This window comes from Pontibacter lucknowensis (assembly GCF_900156415.1).
GTDB classification, from domain to species: Bacteria; Bacteroidota; Bacteroidia; order Cytophagales; family Hymenobacteraceae; genus Pontibacter; species Pontibacter lucknowensis.
This window is the reverse complement of the sequence record NZ_FTNM01000003.1, coordinates 493,211-508,513: the sequence shown is the minus strand read 5'-3', so window position 1 is coordinate 508,513 and position 15,303 is coordinate 493,211. Positions and strand designations below refer to the sequence as shown.

13 protein-coding genes are annotated in these 15,303 nt (G+C 52.5%); 10 read left to right on the top strand and 3 right to left on the bottom strand.

The window, feature by feature from the left end; translation table 11 throughout:
* Positions 1 to 121 precede the first annotated feature (121 nt).
* The 4 genes from BW972_RS13000 (at position 122) to BW972_RS12985 (ending at position 4,021) form a co-directional block, all read left to right on the top strand.
* Entirely contained in the window at positions 122 to 970 is an 849-nt protein-coding gene (locus BW972_RS13000; RefSeq protein WP_076422437.1) for an SDR family oxidoreductase, read from the top strand.
* A 14-nt stretch (positions 971 to 984) separates the two neighbouring features.
* Positions 985 to 2,415, top strand: a complete 1,431-nt coding sequence (locus BW972_RS12995; RefSeq protein ID WP_076422436.1) for an aldehyde dehydrogenase — start codon at positions 985 to 987, stop codon at positions 2,413 to 2,415.
* Between the two features lie 112 nt (positions 2,416 to 2,527).
* Positions 2,528 to 2,920, top strand: a complete 393-nt coding sequence (locus BW972_RS12990) for a hypothetical protein (protein WP_007656072.1) — start codon at positions 2,528 to 2,530, stop codon at positions 2,918 to 2,920.
* Between the two features lie 51 nt (positions 2,921 to 2,971).
* Complete coding sequence (locus BW972_RS12985) at positions 2,972 to 4,021, top strand: CNNM domain-containing protein (protein ID WP_076422435.1); 1,050 nt, start codon at positions 2,972 to 2,974, stop codon at positions 4,019 to 4,021.
* A 100-nt stretch (positions 4,022 to 4,121) separates the two neighbouring features.
* Here the strand turns inward: BW972_RS12985 and aceA are convergent, their stop codons facing one another.
* Entirely contained in the window at positions 4,122 to 5,402 is a 1,281-nt protein-coding gene (gene aceA / locus BW972_RS12980; protein WP_076422434.1) for an isocitrate lyase, read from the bottom strand.
* A gap of 210 nt (positions 5,403 to 5,612) precedes the next feature.
* Positions 5,613 to 7,205: a malate synthase A gene (gene aceB, locus BW972_RS12975; protein ID WP_076422433.1), complete on the bottom strand. Its 1,593-nt coding sequence runs from the start codon at positions 7,203 to 7,205 to the stop codon at positions 5,613 to 5,615.
* Between the two features lie 150 nt (positions 7,206 to 7,355).
* Between aceB and BW972_RS12970 the strand changes: the two genes are divergently transcribed.
* The 4 genes from BW972_RS12970 (at position 7,356) to BW972_RS12955 (ending at position 10,982) form a co-directional block, all read left to right on the top strand.
* Entirely contained in the window at positions 7,356 to 8,837 is a 1,482-nt protein-coding gene (locus BW972_RS12970; RefSeq protein WP_076422432.1) for a helix-turn-helix domain-containing protein, read from the top strand.
* Between the two features lie 99 nt (positions 8,838 to 8,936).
* On the top strand, positions 8,937 to 10,499 hold the full coding sequence (gene xseA, locus BW972_RS12965) for an exodeoxyribonuclease VII large subunit (RefSeq protein WP_076422431.1): 1,563 nt from the start codon (positions 8,937 to 8,939) through the stop codon (positions 10,497 to 10,499).
* Positions 10,492 to 10,758: an exodeoxyribonuclease VII small subunit gene (gene xseB / locus BW972_RS12960; RefSeq protein WP_007656098.1), complete on the top strand. Its 267-nt coding sequence runs from the start codon at positions 10,492 to 10,494 to the stop codon at positions 10,756 to 10,758. The genes xseA and xseB overlap by 8 nt, the downstream gene beginning before the upstream one ends.
* A 17-nt stretch (positions 10,759 to 10,775) precedes the next feature.
* The gene (locus BW972_RS12955; RefSeq protein WP_076422430.1) at positions 10,776 to 10,982 is read left to right on the top strand and encodes a hypothetical protein; all 207 of its coding nucleotides are present in this window, start codon (positions 10,776 to 10,778) and stop codon (positions 10,980 to 10,982) included.
* Between the two features lie 77 nt (positions 10,983 to 11,059).
* On the opposite strand, the gene BW972_RS12950 is transcribed toward BW972_RS12955, so the two are convergent.
* Positions 11,060 to 13,267, bottom strand: coding sequence for a bifunctional alpha,alpha-trehalose-phosphate synthase (UDP-forming)/trehalose-phosphatase (locus tag BW972_RS12950; protein ID WP_040574098.1), 2,208 nt, complete (start codon positions 13,265 to 13,267; stop codon positions 11,060 to 11,062).
* A gap of 283 nt (positions 13,268 to 13,550) precedes the next feature.
* Here BW972_RS12950 and BW972_RS12945 point away from each other — a divergent pair, with 283 nt between their 5' ends.
* Positions 13,551 to 14,633: a mechanosensitive ion channel family protein gene (locus tag BW972_RS12945; protein WP_076422429.1), complete on the top strand. Its 1,083-nt coding sequence runs from the start codon at positions 13,551 to 13,553 to the stop codon at positions 14,631 to 14,633.
* A 34-nt stretch (positions 14,634 to 14,667) separates the two neighbouring features.
* Complete coding sequence (locus tag BW972_RS12940; RefSeq protein WP_076422428.1) at positions 14,668 to 15,267, top strand: DUF2179 domain-containing protein; 600 nt, start codon at positions 14,668 to 14,670, stop codon at positions 15,265 to 15,267.
* The last annotated feature ends 36 nt before the right edge of the window (positions 15,268 to 15,303 follow it).

Sequence of the window (15,303 nt, the reverse complement as noted above, 5' to 3'; positions counted from 1 at the left end):
CAGTACCTCAATTGTAACATTCCTATCTGCCTGATTGATAATGAGGTGATAATATTTTTTTATATGAGCTTATCCTCCTATATTATGCTTGCGAAATACACATAATATTAAAAAAAGCTCCATGACCAGCATTAAGAAAAGTACAGTACTCATAACTGGGGGTGCTTCCGGCATAGGCAAGCTGATGGGCAGGAAATGCCTGCAGCGCGGTGCCAGTCGGGTGCTGGTGTGGGACATCAACCCTACCGCTTTGCAGCAGACTCACCAGGAGCTCAGCAATGCCGGTTATGAAGTACATACCTGGCAAGTGAACGTGGGAGATGCGGCGCAGGTACGGCAGGCAGCCGAAGATGTACAGAGCCGCTTTGGAGCGCCGGATATACTTGTGAATAATGCGGGCATTGTGGTAGGCAAGTCATTTGTGGAGCACACGATGGCCGAAATCGAGCGGACCATTCAGGTCAATGTGCTGGGCGCCATGCTCGTGGCACAGGCGTTTTTGCCAGCGATGGTGGCGCGAGAGAAGGGCCATATTGTGAACATAGCCTCGGCAGCGAGTCTGCTCCCCAACCCGCGCATGAGTGTGTATGCGGGGAGCAAATGGGCAGTGCTCGGCTGGTCTGAAAGTCTGCGGCTGGAACTGGAGCAAACCGGACCGGACCTGAAGGTGACCACCGTCACGCCCAGCTACATCGACACCGGCATGTTTGCCGGCGTGAAAGCACCGCTGCTCACCCCGATCCTGCAGCCGGAGGAGATCACGGAGGCTATACTGCAGGCCGTGGAGCGCAACAAAATCCTGCTTCGCAAACCCTCTATCGTGCACCTGCTCCCCCTGCTTCGCGGCATTCTCCCCACCCAGTTGTTCGACACGGTGGCAGGCCGCTGGTTTGGGGTCTATACCTCTATGAATAGCTTTACCGGCCGACCGGCTGCCGACCAAAAACCGGCCTATGCGACCAAATCCTAACCTTTTTACCCGCTATGAACTCAACAAACACCTATGTAAACAGGGCCGGCACCGTCACGGAAGCAGACCCGCAGGCCGTACTGGACCTGCTCAAACAACAAAAGGCCTATTTTGCCGGAGGCCATACCCTGGACATCAGCTTCCGGAAAGAGCAACTCCGACGCCTACTGGAGGCCCTGCGCAGCCACGAGCAGGAGCTGATGGATGCCATGTATGCCGACTTCCGGAAACCTGCCTTTGAAACTTACACGACCGAAATAGGCTTTGTGGAGAAAGAGCTCCAGCTGGTGCTCAAAAAAATAGTACGCTGGGCGAAGCCGCAGTCAGTAGGCGAAACCCTGCTTAATTTCCCGGCCCGCAGCTATGTCTACTCCCAGCCTTACGGGGTTGCCCTGATCATCGGCCCCTGGAACTACCCTTTGCAGTTAGTGCTCAACCCGCTGATCGGTGCGCTGGCGGCAGGCAATTGCGCTATCATCAAGCCTTCCGAACTCACCCCTGCCACCTCAGCTGTGATTGCCCGGCTGATTTCCAAAACGTTTGATCCGAGGCTGGTCACTGTAGTCCAGGGAGGCGTGCCTACTACCCAGCTTTTGTTGGCCCAGCGGTTCGACTACATATTTTTTACGGGCAGCACACAGGTGGGCCGTGTGGTCATGAAAGCTGCCGCCGAACACCTGACTCCGGTTACGCTGGAGCTTGGTGGCAAGAGCCCCGTGATTGTGGCTGAAGATGCCGACCTGGGCCTGGCTGCACGCCGCATCGCGTGGGGTAAGTTTATGAATGCCGGCCAGACCTGCGTGGCCCCCGACTACCTGCTGGTACATGAGCAGGTGAAAGACGAGCTGATAGAGCGGCTGCGCATCGCCATCCAGGAGTTTTATGGTGACTCGCCACGTCACAGCCCGGACTTTGCACGCATTGTCAACGACCGGCACTACCGCCGCCTGAGCGGCTATCTGCAGGACGGCGTCGTGCGCATCGGCGGACAGCACGATGCTGACAGCCGTTTCATCGCACCGACTGTGCTGGATCAGGTAAACTGGCAACATCCTGTCATGCAGGACGAAATATTCGGGCCTATCCTGCCTGTGCTTACCTATACCCATCTGGATGAAGCGATCCGGCAGGTCAATTCGAAAGAGAAGCCCCTTGCATTGTACTTCTTTTCATCCAATGAAGTGCAGCAGCAACGCGTGCTGGAAGAGCTTCACTTTGGAGGCGGCTGTATCAACGATACTATTTCACACCTCATTAACCCTAACCTTCCTTTTGGCGGTGTAGGGGAAAGCGGTGTTGGCAGTTACCATGGGCAGGCCAGCTTTGAGCTATTCTCCAACCAGAAGAGTGTCGTGCACCGCGGTACCTGGATTGACCTTCCGCTACGCTACCCACCCTACGGCAACCGGCTTGCTTTTGTCAGGAAGCTATTCAAATGGTTATAGGTCAAGGTATAGGTATAGCAGCTATGTAGCCGCACCCTGTTGCTTCCCGTATGCAAATAAATGAGGGCATTGCCGTATAGGAGCTATACACCCATATATACCTGACATGACTATGGAAAACCTGATAGAATACCTGGACGAATCACTTGTTCCGCTGGAGGAGAAAGTGAAAGAGTACCTGCATGTGGAACGTGATATCCGGTTGCTGGAAGTGGAAGTGCTTTCGCTACAGAGCATGAAGCACGACTTCGACCCGGAGCAGAACATTGAACAACAGCTGACAGATCAGCAACCGCAGAACTCCCTGAACGACAAAGAGCAGAAACTGAAAGAATTGCTTGAAAAGTACAAGGACCTGCAACAAGAGGTGATCGCGATGCTGCCGGACCAGAATAAGTTTGTAGAGCTGAACCTGGGCTATGGGCCGAGTATGGTAGGGTATTTCACAGTAGACCCTGAAACCCGCACACCGCTTGAGGAGCCGGTACTGCGCGTGGTGCACTAATTTACTACCTTTGCAAATCAACCAAAGGTTTTTTCACCATAATCCACTCGCATGGGCTTACTTTTCTTATACCTGGCCATCGCGCTGATGTTCTCTTTCTTATGCTCGCTGCTCGAAGCGGCTTTGCTCAGCATCACTCCATCGCATGTGAGCATTACAGCACAGGAAAATCCGGCGCTCGGCAAACACCTGCAAGAGTTCAAAGACAATATTGACCGCCCGCTGGCAGCCATCCTCACCGTCAACACTTTTGCGCACACCATAGGAGCAGCCGGTGTAGGTGCACAGGCCCAACTAATCTGGGGGGAGGAATACCTGTCTCTGATCTCAGCTATCCTGACCATCATCATCCTGATCTTATCGGAGATCATACCCAAAACACTCGGGGCGAACTACTGGAGACAACTTACGCCCTTTACGGTTACGAGTTTGCGCATCATGATTTACTCGCCGCTCTACCCGCTTATCGTGCTGTCGCAGTTTATCACCAAGCGACTGAAGCGCGACAAAGACAAGAGCGTGCTTAGCCGCGCAGATTTTACGGCTATGGCTGAGATCGGTATCAAAGAAGGTATTTTCAAAAGAGGTGAATCCCAGATCCTGCGCAACATCCTGCGTTTTAACCAGGTTCTGGTGCGCCACGTCATGACACCCCGTACTGTGATTTACGGTGCGCAGGAAGAGATGCCCATCGTTGACTTTTTCAAGCAAGCCAAGACGCTGCGCTTCTCCCGTATTCCGGTCTACCAGAACAGCCTCGACGACATCAACGGCTATGTGCTTAAGGACGAGGTGCTCTCAAAACTAATTGACAACCAGGGCCACCTGCCTCTAAAAACGATACGCCGCGACATAGAGGTTGTGACCGAGTATATGCCTATACCTGAACTGTTTAGCAGGTTGCTCAAAGAGCAAAACCACATTGCACTGGTAGTCGACGAGTATGGCGGTACAGCCGGCATTGTGACCATGGAGGACATCATTGAAACATTGTTGGGCATGGAGATCATGGACGAAATGGACAACGTGGAAGACATGCAGAAGTGGGCCCGCGAGAACTGGGAGAAAAGAGCCAAAGGCATCGGGTTTAAGACAGAGTAAGCAGCCCACCTAGAACATATCGAATCATACTAAAAAGAAAACTCCCCGCTGTCTGGTTGACAACGGGGAGTTTCTGTTTTACCCAATCAATCTATACGTCTTAGTGAAACTGCTCTTCTTCGGTTGAGCCAACCAGTGCGGCTGTAGAAGCGGTGCCTGACGTCACGGTGTTCTGGATGGCATCAAAGTAAGCGGTACCGACAAAGGACTGGTGCTTCACGGCTTTGAAGCCCTCTTTTACCAACCCGAATTCACGCTCCTGCAGCTCGGAGTAACCGGCCATGCCGCGTGCCTTGTAGGCTTTGGCCAGTTCGAACATGCTGGTGTTGAGTGCATGGAAGCCGGCCAGCGTGATGAACTGGAACTTATAGCCCATCTTTGCCAATTCTTCCCGGAATGTTTCCATCTCCTCCACACTCAGTTTGGCAGCCCAGTTAAAGGACGGAGAGCAGTTGTAGGCCAGCAGCTTGCCCGGATATTCCGTGTGTATGGCCTCTGCAAACTTACGAGCCTGAGCCAGGTCTGGCGTAGAGGTTTCCATCCAGATCAGGTCGGCGTAAGGCGCATAGGCCAGGCCGCGGGCTATACCTTGTTCGATACCACAGTTCACGCGGTAGAAGCCCTCGCTGGTGCGTTCGCCAGGTATGATGAATTCATGGTCACGCGGATCGATGTCATTGGTGATCAGGTTGGCGGCGTCGGCGTCGGTTCGGGCCACCAGCAGGGTAGGCACACCCATCACATCGGCAGCCAGTCTTGCCGCCACCAGTTTGTTGATAGCCTCCTGTGTCGGTACCAGTACTTTTCCGCCCAGGTGACCGCACTTCTTGGCGCTTGACAACTGGTCCTCGAAATGCACCCCGGCAGCTCCGGCCTCGATCATCATTTTCATCAGCTCAAAGGCATTCAGGTTACCACCAAAACCGGCCTCGGCATCGGCCACGATCGGCACCATCCAGTCAATCTCTCCATCACCGGTCACACTCTGGATCTGGTCGGCGCGCAGCAGGGCGTTGTTGATCTTCTTGATTACATTCGGCACACTGTCGGCCGGGTATAGACTCTGATCCGGGTACATGTGCCCGGCCAGGTTGGCGTCGGCGGCGACCTGCCAGCCGCTCAGGTAAATGGCGTTGAGACCAGCCTGCACCTCCTGCACCGCTTGATTGCCCGTCATGGCACCTAGTCCGGCCACATATTCTTCGGTGTGCAGCAAGCGCCACAGTTTCTCGGCCCCGTTGCGGGCCAGGGTATACTCGATCTTGACGGAGCCCTGCAGTTTCACAACTTCGTCGGCAGTATACGGTCTTTTTATACCTGCCCAACGTGGGTTCACGAGCCAGTCTTGCTGGATAGCCTGAATTCTTTCTGTCTTGTTCATGGGAGTTTGGGAGTTTAAGAATTTAAGAGTTTGAGAAGTGGGAATTAAACAGATTAGGAATTGGGGCGTTTCAGGTTTCGGGTTTAAAGTTTTGAGCTAGGCGCTAGTTTAGGTAGGAAGAGAGATTAGCTTCTGGGCATCATTGCTTCTTATTTCCTAAACTCTCACATCACTCACTCCTCAACTCTCAAACGCCCCAACTCCTAAACTTCAATCAATGTATTTATAGGCCGGGAGGGTGAGGAAGTCAACGAAGCAGGTGGAGAGCACGAGCTCGGAGAAGAGCTGCGAGGCGCGTTCGAAGTGGCAGTTTTTAAACATCGCCAAACCTACCTCCTCTTTAATGTTCCCGGTTTCTTCTTTGATCAGTTGCAACACACGTTCTTCGGTGATGGTCTCGCCTTCGGCGGTATAGGTGCCCTCGTGGTGCAGCCACTGCCATACCTGTGCGCGTGAAATTTCGGCAGTAGCGGCGTCTTCCATCAGGTTGTGGATGGCAGCTGCGCCGGTGCCGCAGAGCCAGTTGCCCAGGTATAGGATGCCCACATTGATATTCAGTCGCAGGCCCGCCTCTGTGATCTTGCTTCCTTCTATCCTGAAGTTGAGCAGGTCATCGGCTTTTACCTTCACCTCTTCGCGCAGCACTTCTTTCTGGTGCGGCTTCTCTCCGATCACCTTGTCGAAAGCCTCCCGCGCCACCGGAATCAAATCCGGATGGGCTACCCACGTGCCGTCAAACCCGTTCCGGGCTTCAAAATCCTTATCGGCTTTCACTTTCTCGATGGCCATTTTGTTCACAGTCGGGTCGTGTCGATTCGGGATGAAAGCCGCCATACCGCCCATGGCATGGGCGCCCCGCTTGTGACAGGTCTGCACAAGCAGATCGGTATAGGCTTTCATAAAGGGCACCTGCATGGTGATGGCCGTGCGATCCGGAAAAATCACATCGGGCTGGTTGCGGAATTTCTTGATGGCGCTAAAGATATAGTCCCAGCGACCGGCGTTGAGGCCGACGATATGCTCACGCAGTTCGTACAGGATCTCGTCCATCTCAAAAGCGGCCAGTATGGTCTCGATCAGCACAGTCGCTTTGATGGTACCGACAGGTATATCCAAAGCCTCCTGCGCCGCTACGAAAACATCATTCCACAGGCGGGCCTCTAAGTGACTCTCTAGCTTAGGAAGGTAGAAGTATGGGCCGGTACCGCGGGTAATCAGCTCTTTGGCATTATGGAAGAAGAAAAGTCCGAAGTCAAACAGGGCGGCTGAGATCGGTTTGTCGCCGATTACCAAGTGCTTTTCAGTCAGATGCCAGCCTCTTGGGCGCACCTTCAGCAAAGCCACTGAATCTTTCAGTTGGTATACCTTACCGTTTTGGTAAGTGATAGTGCGACGTACCGCATCATAGAGATTGAGCTGTCCCTGCACCACATTTTCCCAAGTAGGCGAGTTCGCGTCCTCAAAGTCAGCCATGAACACATCGGCCCCGGAGTTCAGCGCATTGATCACCATTTTGCGGTCCACCGGTCCAGTAATTTCCACGCGGCGCATCTGCAGGTCGGCAGGTATAGCCCCTATTTTCCAGTCCCCTTCCCGAACCGCCTTGGTTTCCTGCAGAAAATCAGGACGCTCACCGGCATCGATGCGCTCTTGCCGCTCCGCTCTCGCTTTCAGGAGCTCGGCTCTTCTGATTTCAAAGCGCTCGTGCAACATGATCAGAAAGTCCACGGCTTCAGGAGTCAAAACTTGTTCTATCCCTTTAACAGGCAATCCTTTTACTTGGGCTGTGCTCTCTACTAACATAATTATAAACTTGAGGTGATGGATTGTGATTTTATCATCTATACGCGAACATTTTAATTTTGGCGAATTTTCGCTAAATAAATTTATTCGTTTTTAGGAAATAATCGCAAAAGGGCGTTTATTAGCATACAGACCACAAAAAAATTTTGCATGAGGCTACAGGAGGATGTTATCCGGCTTATACTCGGACTGAAGATCAAGCAGTTAAGAGCAGAAAAAAGCATCTCGCTGACCGATCTGGCCACGACTACAGGTATATCGGTGTCGTACCTCAATGAAATAGAGAAAGGTAAAAAGCACCCCAAGCCAAGCAAGATCGCCGTAATAGCCGATGAACTAGGGGTAACCTACGACTATCTGGTGTCACTGCAGTTGAGCAAGCGCCTTCAACCCGTGGGTGAACTGCTGCAATCCAATATCCTGTCGGAACTGCCACTTGAGCACTTCGGTCTGGACATCAGTCGACTGCTGGACCTGTTTGCGACTGCACCTACCAAGCTTAGTGCCTTCGTCAACACATTGCTGGAGATTTCGCGCGCCTTTGACCTGCGGGTAGAGCAATTCTACTTCTCTGCCCTCCGCTCCTACCAGGAGTTACATGATAATTACTTTGAAGACCTGGAACTGGAAGCAGAGCGCTTTATGGAGGAGCAGGGTATAAGCCCAGAGCAAACCCCGTCTTTCGAGCAACTGGCAGGTATACTGGGATCTGTATTTAACATAAAAATTGAAACAGAGACAGTGCAAGACCATCCGGAGCTTGCCCCGCTGCGATCAGTCTTTGTACCGGGTTCTATACCTCGGTTGTCCCTTAACCCAAATCTGACAGAACAGCAACGTGCTTTTGCGATAGCCCGTGAGATTGGCTTCCAGGTATTGCAGTTGCAACCACGTCCGTACACCGCCACCTGGGTGCGGGTAGGTTCTTTTGAGGAAGTGCTTAACAATTTCAAAGCTTCCTACTTTGCAGGTGCCCTCCTGCTCAACCGCGACCGTTTGGTACAGGATATGGAGAACTTTTTCGCAGAGCCGGTTTGGCAGCCTCAGTTAATGCTTCAGCTGATGGAGAACTACAGTACCTCCCCCGAAACGCTGCTGCACCGCCTGACCTCGCTCCTGCCCCGCTTTTTCAACATCAAGCAGCTCTTTTTCCTGCGCTTCCATCACCATGCGGCCTCTGATCGTTACTCGCTCACAAAAGAGCTGCATCTTTCCGGGCTGCACAATCCACATGCCTCTTTTCTGAACGAGCATTACTGCCGCCGCTGGATCTCACTCACCTTGTTTGAGGAAATGGAACAGCAGAAGTTAACCGGCCAGCTTGATCAGCCACTGGTAGGTATACAGCGCTCCTCTTACATCAATTCTACAAACGAATACCTGGTACTGGCACTTGCTCAACCAACTGAAAGCCTGACCGGCACGATCAGCATTGGACTGCTGCTCAACGAAAACCTGCGCCGCAAAGTCCGCTTCCTGGACGACCCGGCCATTCTGCACCGCTACGTAAACGAAACCTGTGAACGTTGTCCTGCGACCGACTGCCTGGAACGCGCCGCGCCACCTGTGATACTTGAGAAGCAGCTGTGGCAGGAGAAGGTGATGGAGACGCTGGACAAGTTGAAAGGGTAAGCAGACATTCTGGCTTTATCCTTCTGAAGAAATCACAAGCAGACCTACCGGCTTTCAGGTAAAACTCCTATCTTCGGGTTTAGATCCTTCACCCTACCCATGGCCCAGTTTTATTTCAGCCAGACTTCGGTTACACAGGAGTTCAACGCTCCGCTTTCGCTCTTTGAACTGCACCAGCAGATACGGGAGGAACTGGAGCTGGCATTTCCGGACAGTTACTGGGTAGTGGCGGAGATCTCGCAGGTAACGCCGGACCGGCGCAAGGGGCACTGCTACCTCAACCTCGTCGATAAAGGCGATAACCCGCGTGGCGCCATACAAGCGCAGGCCAGGGCTACGATCTGGAGCAGCCGTTTTCAGATGCTGGGGCGGTATTTTGAGGAGAAAACGGGGCAGCCGCTTAAAGCCGGACTTAAAATTCTTTTTCAGGCACAGGTACGCTTTCACGAGCTCTACGGGCTGAGCCTCGACATCATCAACATCGACGCCAACTATACCATCGGCGACTTAGCCAGGCAGCGGCAGGAAACGCTGAAGCGCCTGGAGGCTGAGGGACTGCTCACGGCTAACAAGGAGCTGGAAATGCCCTTGGTGCCGCAGCGACTGGCCATTGTGTCGTCGGCGACTGCGGCCGGCTATCAGGATTTTGTCCATCAACTCGAAAACAACAGCTACGGCTATACCTTCGACACGCGGCTTTTTCCGGCGACAGTCCAAGGCAACGAGGCTCCGGTCTCCATCACCAAGGCCATGGACCTGATTGCCAGGTATAGCCACTTGTTCGATGCCATCGTGATCATCCGTGGAGGCGGTTCGCAGACTGACCTGGGTTGTTTTGATGACTACAAGGTAGCTGCTGCTATCGGCAATTCCCCCCTGCCCGTGATAACAGGTATAGGCCACGAGCGCGACGAGAGCATTGCAGACTTAGTAGCCCATACCCGCCAGAAAACACCGACGGCTGTGGCCAATTACCTGATAGACAAAGCACATTCTTTCGAATCGGAAATGGAGGGGCTGTTTGACAGCATTTATATGTTCGCCAGCCAGCAAATACGCCTCACTGCTGACAAATTGGAACGGCAGAGCCTAAAGATATCGAACCTTACCAATGGTTTTCTGCAGGAAAACCGGGAGCAGCTGGAGCATTTCTCTAAGAGTCTGCTGCTCAAGCCAAAGAGCTTCCTTGAAAACCAAAAGCACCAGCTGCTGAACTCGGAGAGGTTGCTGCAGGCTTATACGAAAGACCTGCTGCACCTGCGCGGAAAGGAACTAAGCGACCTCACGGTTTGTGTGGAAGGCATAGGTCAGCGCTGGCTGCATATGAAGGAACAGGACCTGAACAAGCTCGTGCACTGCATCGAAACGGAGGCCAAGGACAAGCATAAGCGGAGTCAGCTCAGCTTTGTAAAATGCAGCGACCGCCTGCAGTACAGCGCCCAGAAAAAACTCAGCTCCGACAGCCACCGGCTAGATATGCTGGAGATGCGCATTCAGGCCAATGATCCGGAAAAACTGCTGTTGCGTGGCTATACCCTGACGCTGATCAACGGCAAGATCATTAAGTACATGGGGCAGGTGAAAGAGGGAGATGTGATCGAGACCCGCCTGCAGGACGGCAAGGTGCATAGTTTGGTTGTAAACAAAGACGAAAATGAATAACAAGGACATAAACAAAATGACTTACCGCGAGGCCACCCAGGAACTGGAGGAGATTCTGCGGGCCATTGAAAGCGACTCTGTGGATGTGGACGAACTTACCCAAAAGGTGCAGCGCTCTTCCCTACTGATCAAATTCTGCAAAGACAAGCTGCGCAATGCCGAAAACGCAATTAACCAGGTGTTCAATGAGGAGAACTGCGAAGAGCCGGCTTCGAAGTCTGAGAAAGGAAGTGCAGGCAGTGGTACTTTGTTTCAGTAGGTATAGCCAACCAGCCCATGAAGAAATTTGCCCTCGTGCTGATCATCCTGCTGATAGGCTTGATCGTTTACAATGTGACGAACATTGACTTTACGGATTCGCTGAGCTCTGTACCCAACCAGCATGTATATATGCGATTGGTGGCCAATATACTGGTACTGATTTCACTGGTTTTCAGCTATCGCAGGTATAGTCGAAAAACGGATAACCAGTCGCAGAAGTAGCCTATACCTCTATCAGATACAAAAAGCCCCGGACTGTTCTAAAACAGCCGGGGCTTACTTGTTTCACTATAACCTATTTACAACAATTCTTTCGGAAGCTTTTTCTGCTTCAGCCCGATCAGCCGTGACAGGAGTTTGCGGGCTTCTTCGCAGCTGTCGAGGTGATACTTTGCAACGGAGTGCGTATTCCCGATCTTGACGGTATAGGCCTCTCGCGGCATAGCCTTAAAGATATCCTCATCACCCCAGTCGTCGCCAATGGCCAGCACGAAGTCGTGGGGGTACATGTTGAGCCAGTAACTGGTCGCTTTGCCTTTGCTCACCTCCTGGGCCTTGATCTCCACGGCCATTTGTCCATCGAGCACCTGCAGATTGCTGTTAGTGGCCAGGAAGTTAAGGTGACTCACGAGTTCACGGGCACGCAACTCACCCAGACCCGTCTCTACGCGACGGTAATGCCAAACCAGCGAGTATTCCTTCTCTTCGATAAACGAGCCAGGCGTGCGGTCCACATACAGGTCCAGAATCAGGCGGATATCACTCTTCCAGTCATCGATCAGGCTGGTCATGGTTTGCCAGCCGGTGCCGCGCTGTTTTATCCAGACGCCGTGCTCTGCTATCAGGTCGATGTTGAGATGACCCAACCAGCGCTGCATGTTGTCCTTTTCCCGGCTGCTAATCACAACCACCCGGTTTTTAGAGTTGCTGCTCAGCACCTGCAACAGTTCCAGCAGGTCTTCGTCAGGGGCGGCCATGAGCGGACGGTTATGGTAGTCTACCAGGGCGCCGTCATACTCCAGGAAGAACAGGCGGGAGCTTGCCTCTTCGTAGGAATTGCTGAGCTCCTGGTAAGTCGCCTCGTCGAGGTAGGTCGTAGCCATGGACAGCTGCTTGATCTTCACATAAGACAGGCGGTCCATGAACATGCTCACCCAATGGTGGATGTTATACCTGCGCAGCGACTCCTGCATGTGTCGCATGTGCTGCTGCTGCACATCTTCCGGCATGGTCAGGGCCGTATGCAGCGTCTCTACCATCTGGTTGATATCGTTCGGGTTAATGAGCAAGGCCTCTGAAAGCTCCTTCGAAGCACCCGCCATTTCACTCAGGATCAGCACTCCTTTCTGGTCGAGCTTACTTGCCACATACTCCTTGCACACCAGGTTCATACCGTCGCGCATGGGTGTTACCAGCGCCACATCGGCCATGCGATAGAAGGCAGAAAGCGTCTCCAGTGGGTAAGAGCGGTAGAAATACTGGATCGGGTTCCAGTTCATGTGGCTGTAATTGCCATTTATACGGCCTACCAGTTCATCCACCTCCTCTTTCAGCTCTTTATACTTCTCCACGGCATCGCGTGATGGCACCACCAGCATCACCAGCGTCACCTTCTCGTGAAATTCCGGGTAGCGCTCCAAAAACAGCTCAAATGCTAGTAGGCGCTGCGGTATACCTTTGGAGTAGTCCAGGCGGTCGATGGAAAGTATTATCTTTTTAGAGTGCAGGTTATTACGGTAAATCTTTTCCCGCTTTTTAACCTCATCACTTTCAGCCGTCTGCTCATACTTTTCATAGTCTATCCCCATTGGGAAAGAGTCGACAAGCAGGGATCGATTGCCGGTGTTGATCCAGCCATGCGTACTGCCGTGGCCTACCAGTCGGTTGACGGAGCTCAGGAAGTGGCGCATGTCGTCGTAGGTATGGAAGCCGATCAGGTCGGAGCCCAGCATGCCTTCCAGCAGTTCTTTGCGCCAGGGCAGGAGGCGGAATACCTCATACGATGGAAAAGGAATGTGCTGAAAGAAGCCAATGGTGCTACCCGGTAGTTTCTCGCGCAGCATAGAAGGCAGCAACAGCAACTGATAGTCATGTACCCAGATGGTGTCGTCTGGCTCGGCCACTTTCACCAGCTCGTCGCAGTACTTCTGGTTTACCTCTACATAGGTTTCCCAAAGCTGCTGCTCGTAGATGGCGTACTGACTGAAGTAGTGGAAAGTAGGCCACAGCGTTTCGTTGCTGAAGCCCTCGTAAAACTCTTTTATCTCTTTGTCTGAAAGAAAGACCGGGTGCATGTTCTGCCCGTTCAGGTTGTCGATAATTTGCTGCTGTTGCGATTCATCTTCGACTACCATGCCAGGCCAGCCAATCCAAAGGTTGTTCTTCTTTTTGTAGATAGAGCCTAACCCCGTTGCGAGGCCTCCCTCACTCGGTTTAAAATCAAGCCGACCTTCGCTTTCCTGTAGCTTTACAGGGAGTCGGTTTGATACAATAATCAATTTTGCCATGTGATTATACCTTATGTCAGGCTTCTGCAGCTGCTGGCCCAGGGTGTGGTCCAACAGCATTCAGTGTCCGGATTCAAAAAAATTCTCTGCCTACTTGTGGTACAGGCAGTCTTTATATCATACGGATATAGTTGCATGCACGTTTTAACTATATAGTCATTTTTCTATTAAATAAAATCCCCTCCTGACACAGAAGCATTTACCTGGCAGGAAATACCCATCTTGCTGAATAAGCGTATGTGAGAGGCGTTCACAGGACGTTAAACCTGACTGTTTATAGCTTATGCAACGATTATCTCAATTTCTGGCTGAACTGGATCATCTTGCACTCGGACTGCTGATCATGGGTGTTGCCATATTGGTAGGACTGCTGGTGAAAGTGCTGCTCTTCTGGCTGCTGAACCTTTACAACCGCAAGACCAGCCCACAGCTAATGGCCTCGGTTACGCGCCATCTTGACCGGCCTCTCACCTTTTTTATACCGCTGCTCTTTGCCGCTTTTGTGCTCAGCTCCACACCTTTCACGCCTGATCAGTACTATTTTTTCAGACGCCTGATCGAACTGCTGAACATTGCCGGTTTTGGCTGGATTCTGCTGCATTTGGTGTTTGTAGTGCAGGATATGGTGCGGCTCAGGTACAATATCACCAAAGAAGACAACATACGGGAGCGGCGCCTGATCACACAGCTGCAGTTTATCAAAAAGCTGTCCATGGTGCTGATCAGCTTCATTACGATTTCGCTCATGCTGCTCTCCTTTGAGCCGGTTCGCAAGCTGGGCACCGGTATGCTGACTTCGGCAGGTATAGCAGGCATCATCGTGGGTTTTGCGGCCCAGCGCTCCTTGTCTAACCTGCTTGCCGGTTTGCAGATCGCCTTTTCGCAGCCTATCCGCATTGACGATGTGCTAGTGCTGGAGGGTGAGTTTGGCCGGGTGGAGGAAATCACGCTGACCTATGTGGTCCTGCGCATCTGGGACAACCGCCGCATGGTGCTGCCGCTTAACTACTTTATCGAGAAGCCCTTCCAGAACTGGACCCGCAGCAGCTCCGACATCCTGGCCACGGTACACCTATACCTGGACTACCGGGCTCCGATCGAGAAGATACGGGCCGAGCTGACGCGCATCCTCGAAAATACGCCGCTGTGGGACCGCCAGGTGCAGAACCTTCAGGTAACCGATGCCAAAGAACGTACCCTGGAGCTGCGGGTGATGGTGAGCGCCCCCAGTTCGGGCGCAGCCTGGGATTTAAGGTGCCATATCCGCGAAAAACTTATTACCTTTATACAGGAGCACCACCCGGAAGCACTGCCTAAAATCCGGGCCTCCCTTGATCAGGAAACCATTTCCGGCCGATCACAGTAACAGCTTACACATTTGCCAAAGGATAAACCAAAACATGGATTACTTTAAAGGAATTGACCCTGATCTTGTCAATTGGGTCATTATACCTGTACTTATATTTCTAGCCCGTATTATGGACGTGACGCTGGGCACCCTGCGCATCGTTTTTATTTCGAAAGGTGACAAAGTGATTGCCCCTTTGCTGGGGTTTGTTGAAGTGCTCATCTGGCTGGTGGCCATTACACAGGTGATGCAGAACCTGAGCAATTTTGCCTCTTACTTCGCTTGGGCAGCCGGCTTTGCGACCGGTAACTTCCTGGGGCTGCGCATCGAGCAGAAACTAGCGCTGGGTCAGGTAGTAGTGCGTGTCATCACCGTTGATTCAGGCGACCAGCTGATTGACCGCCTGGCCGGGCGTGGCTACCGCCTCACCGCCCTCGACGCCAAAGGCACCAGGGGTAAGGTGAACCTGCTCTTTATGATTGTGAAGCGCAAAAAGCTACAGGAAGTCATCGACATTATCCGGGATTATAACCCGAATGCCTTCTACTCAATTGAAGACGTGCGCTCGGTGTCCGAAACGGGTATGCCGGAGGAAGAAGGCGAGCGCAAAAGAAACTACAAGAAGTTTTTGCCGCTGCGGAAGGGGAAGTAGAGTCAGAGTTTGCAGGATTAGTTAGCGTTTGAGTGC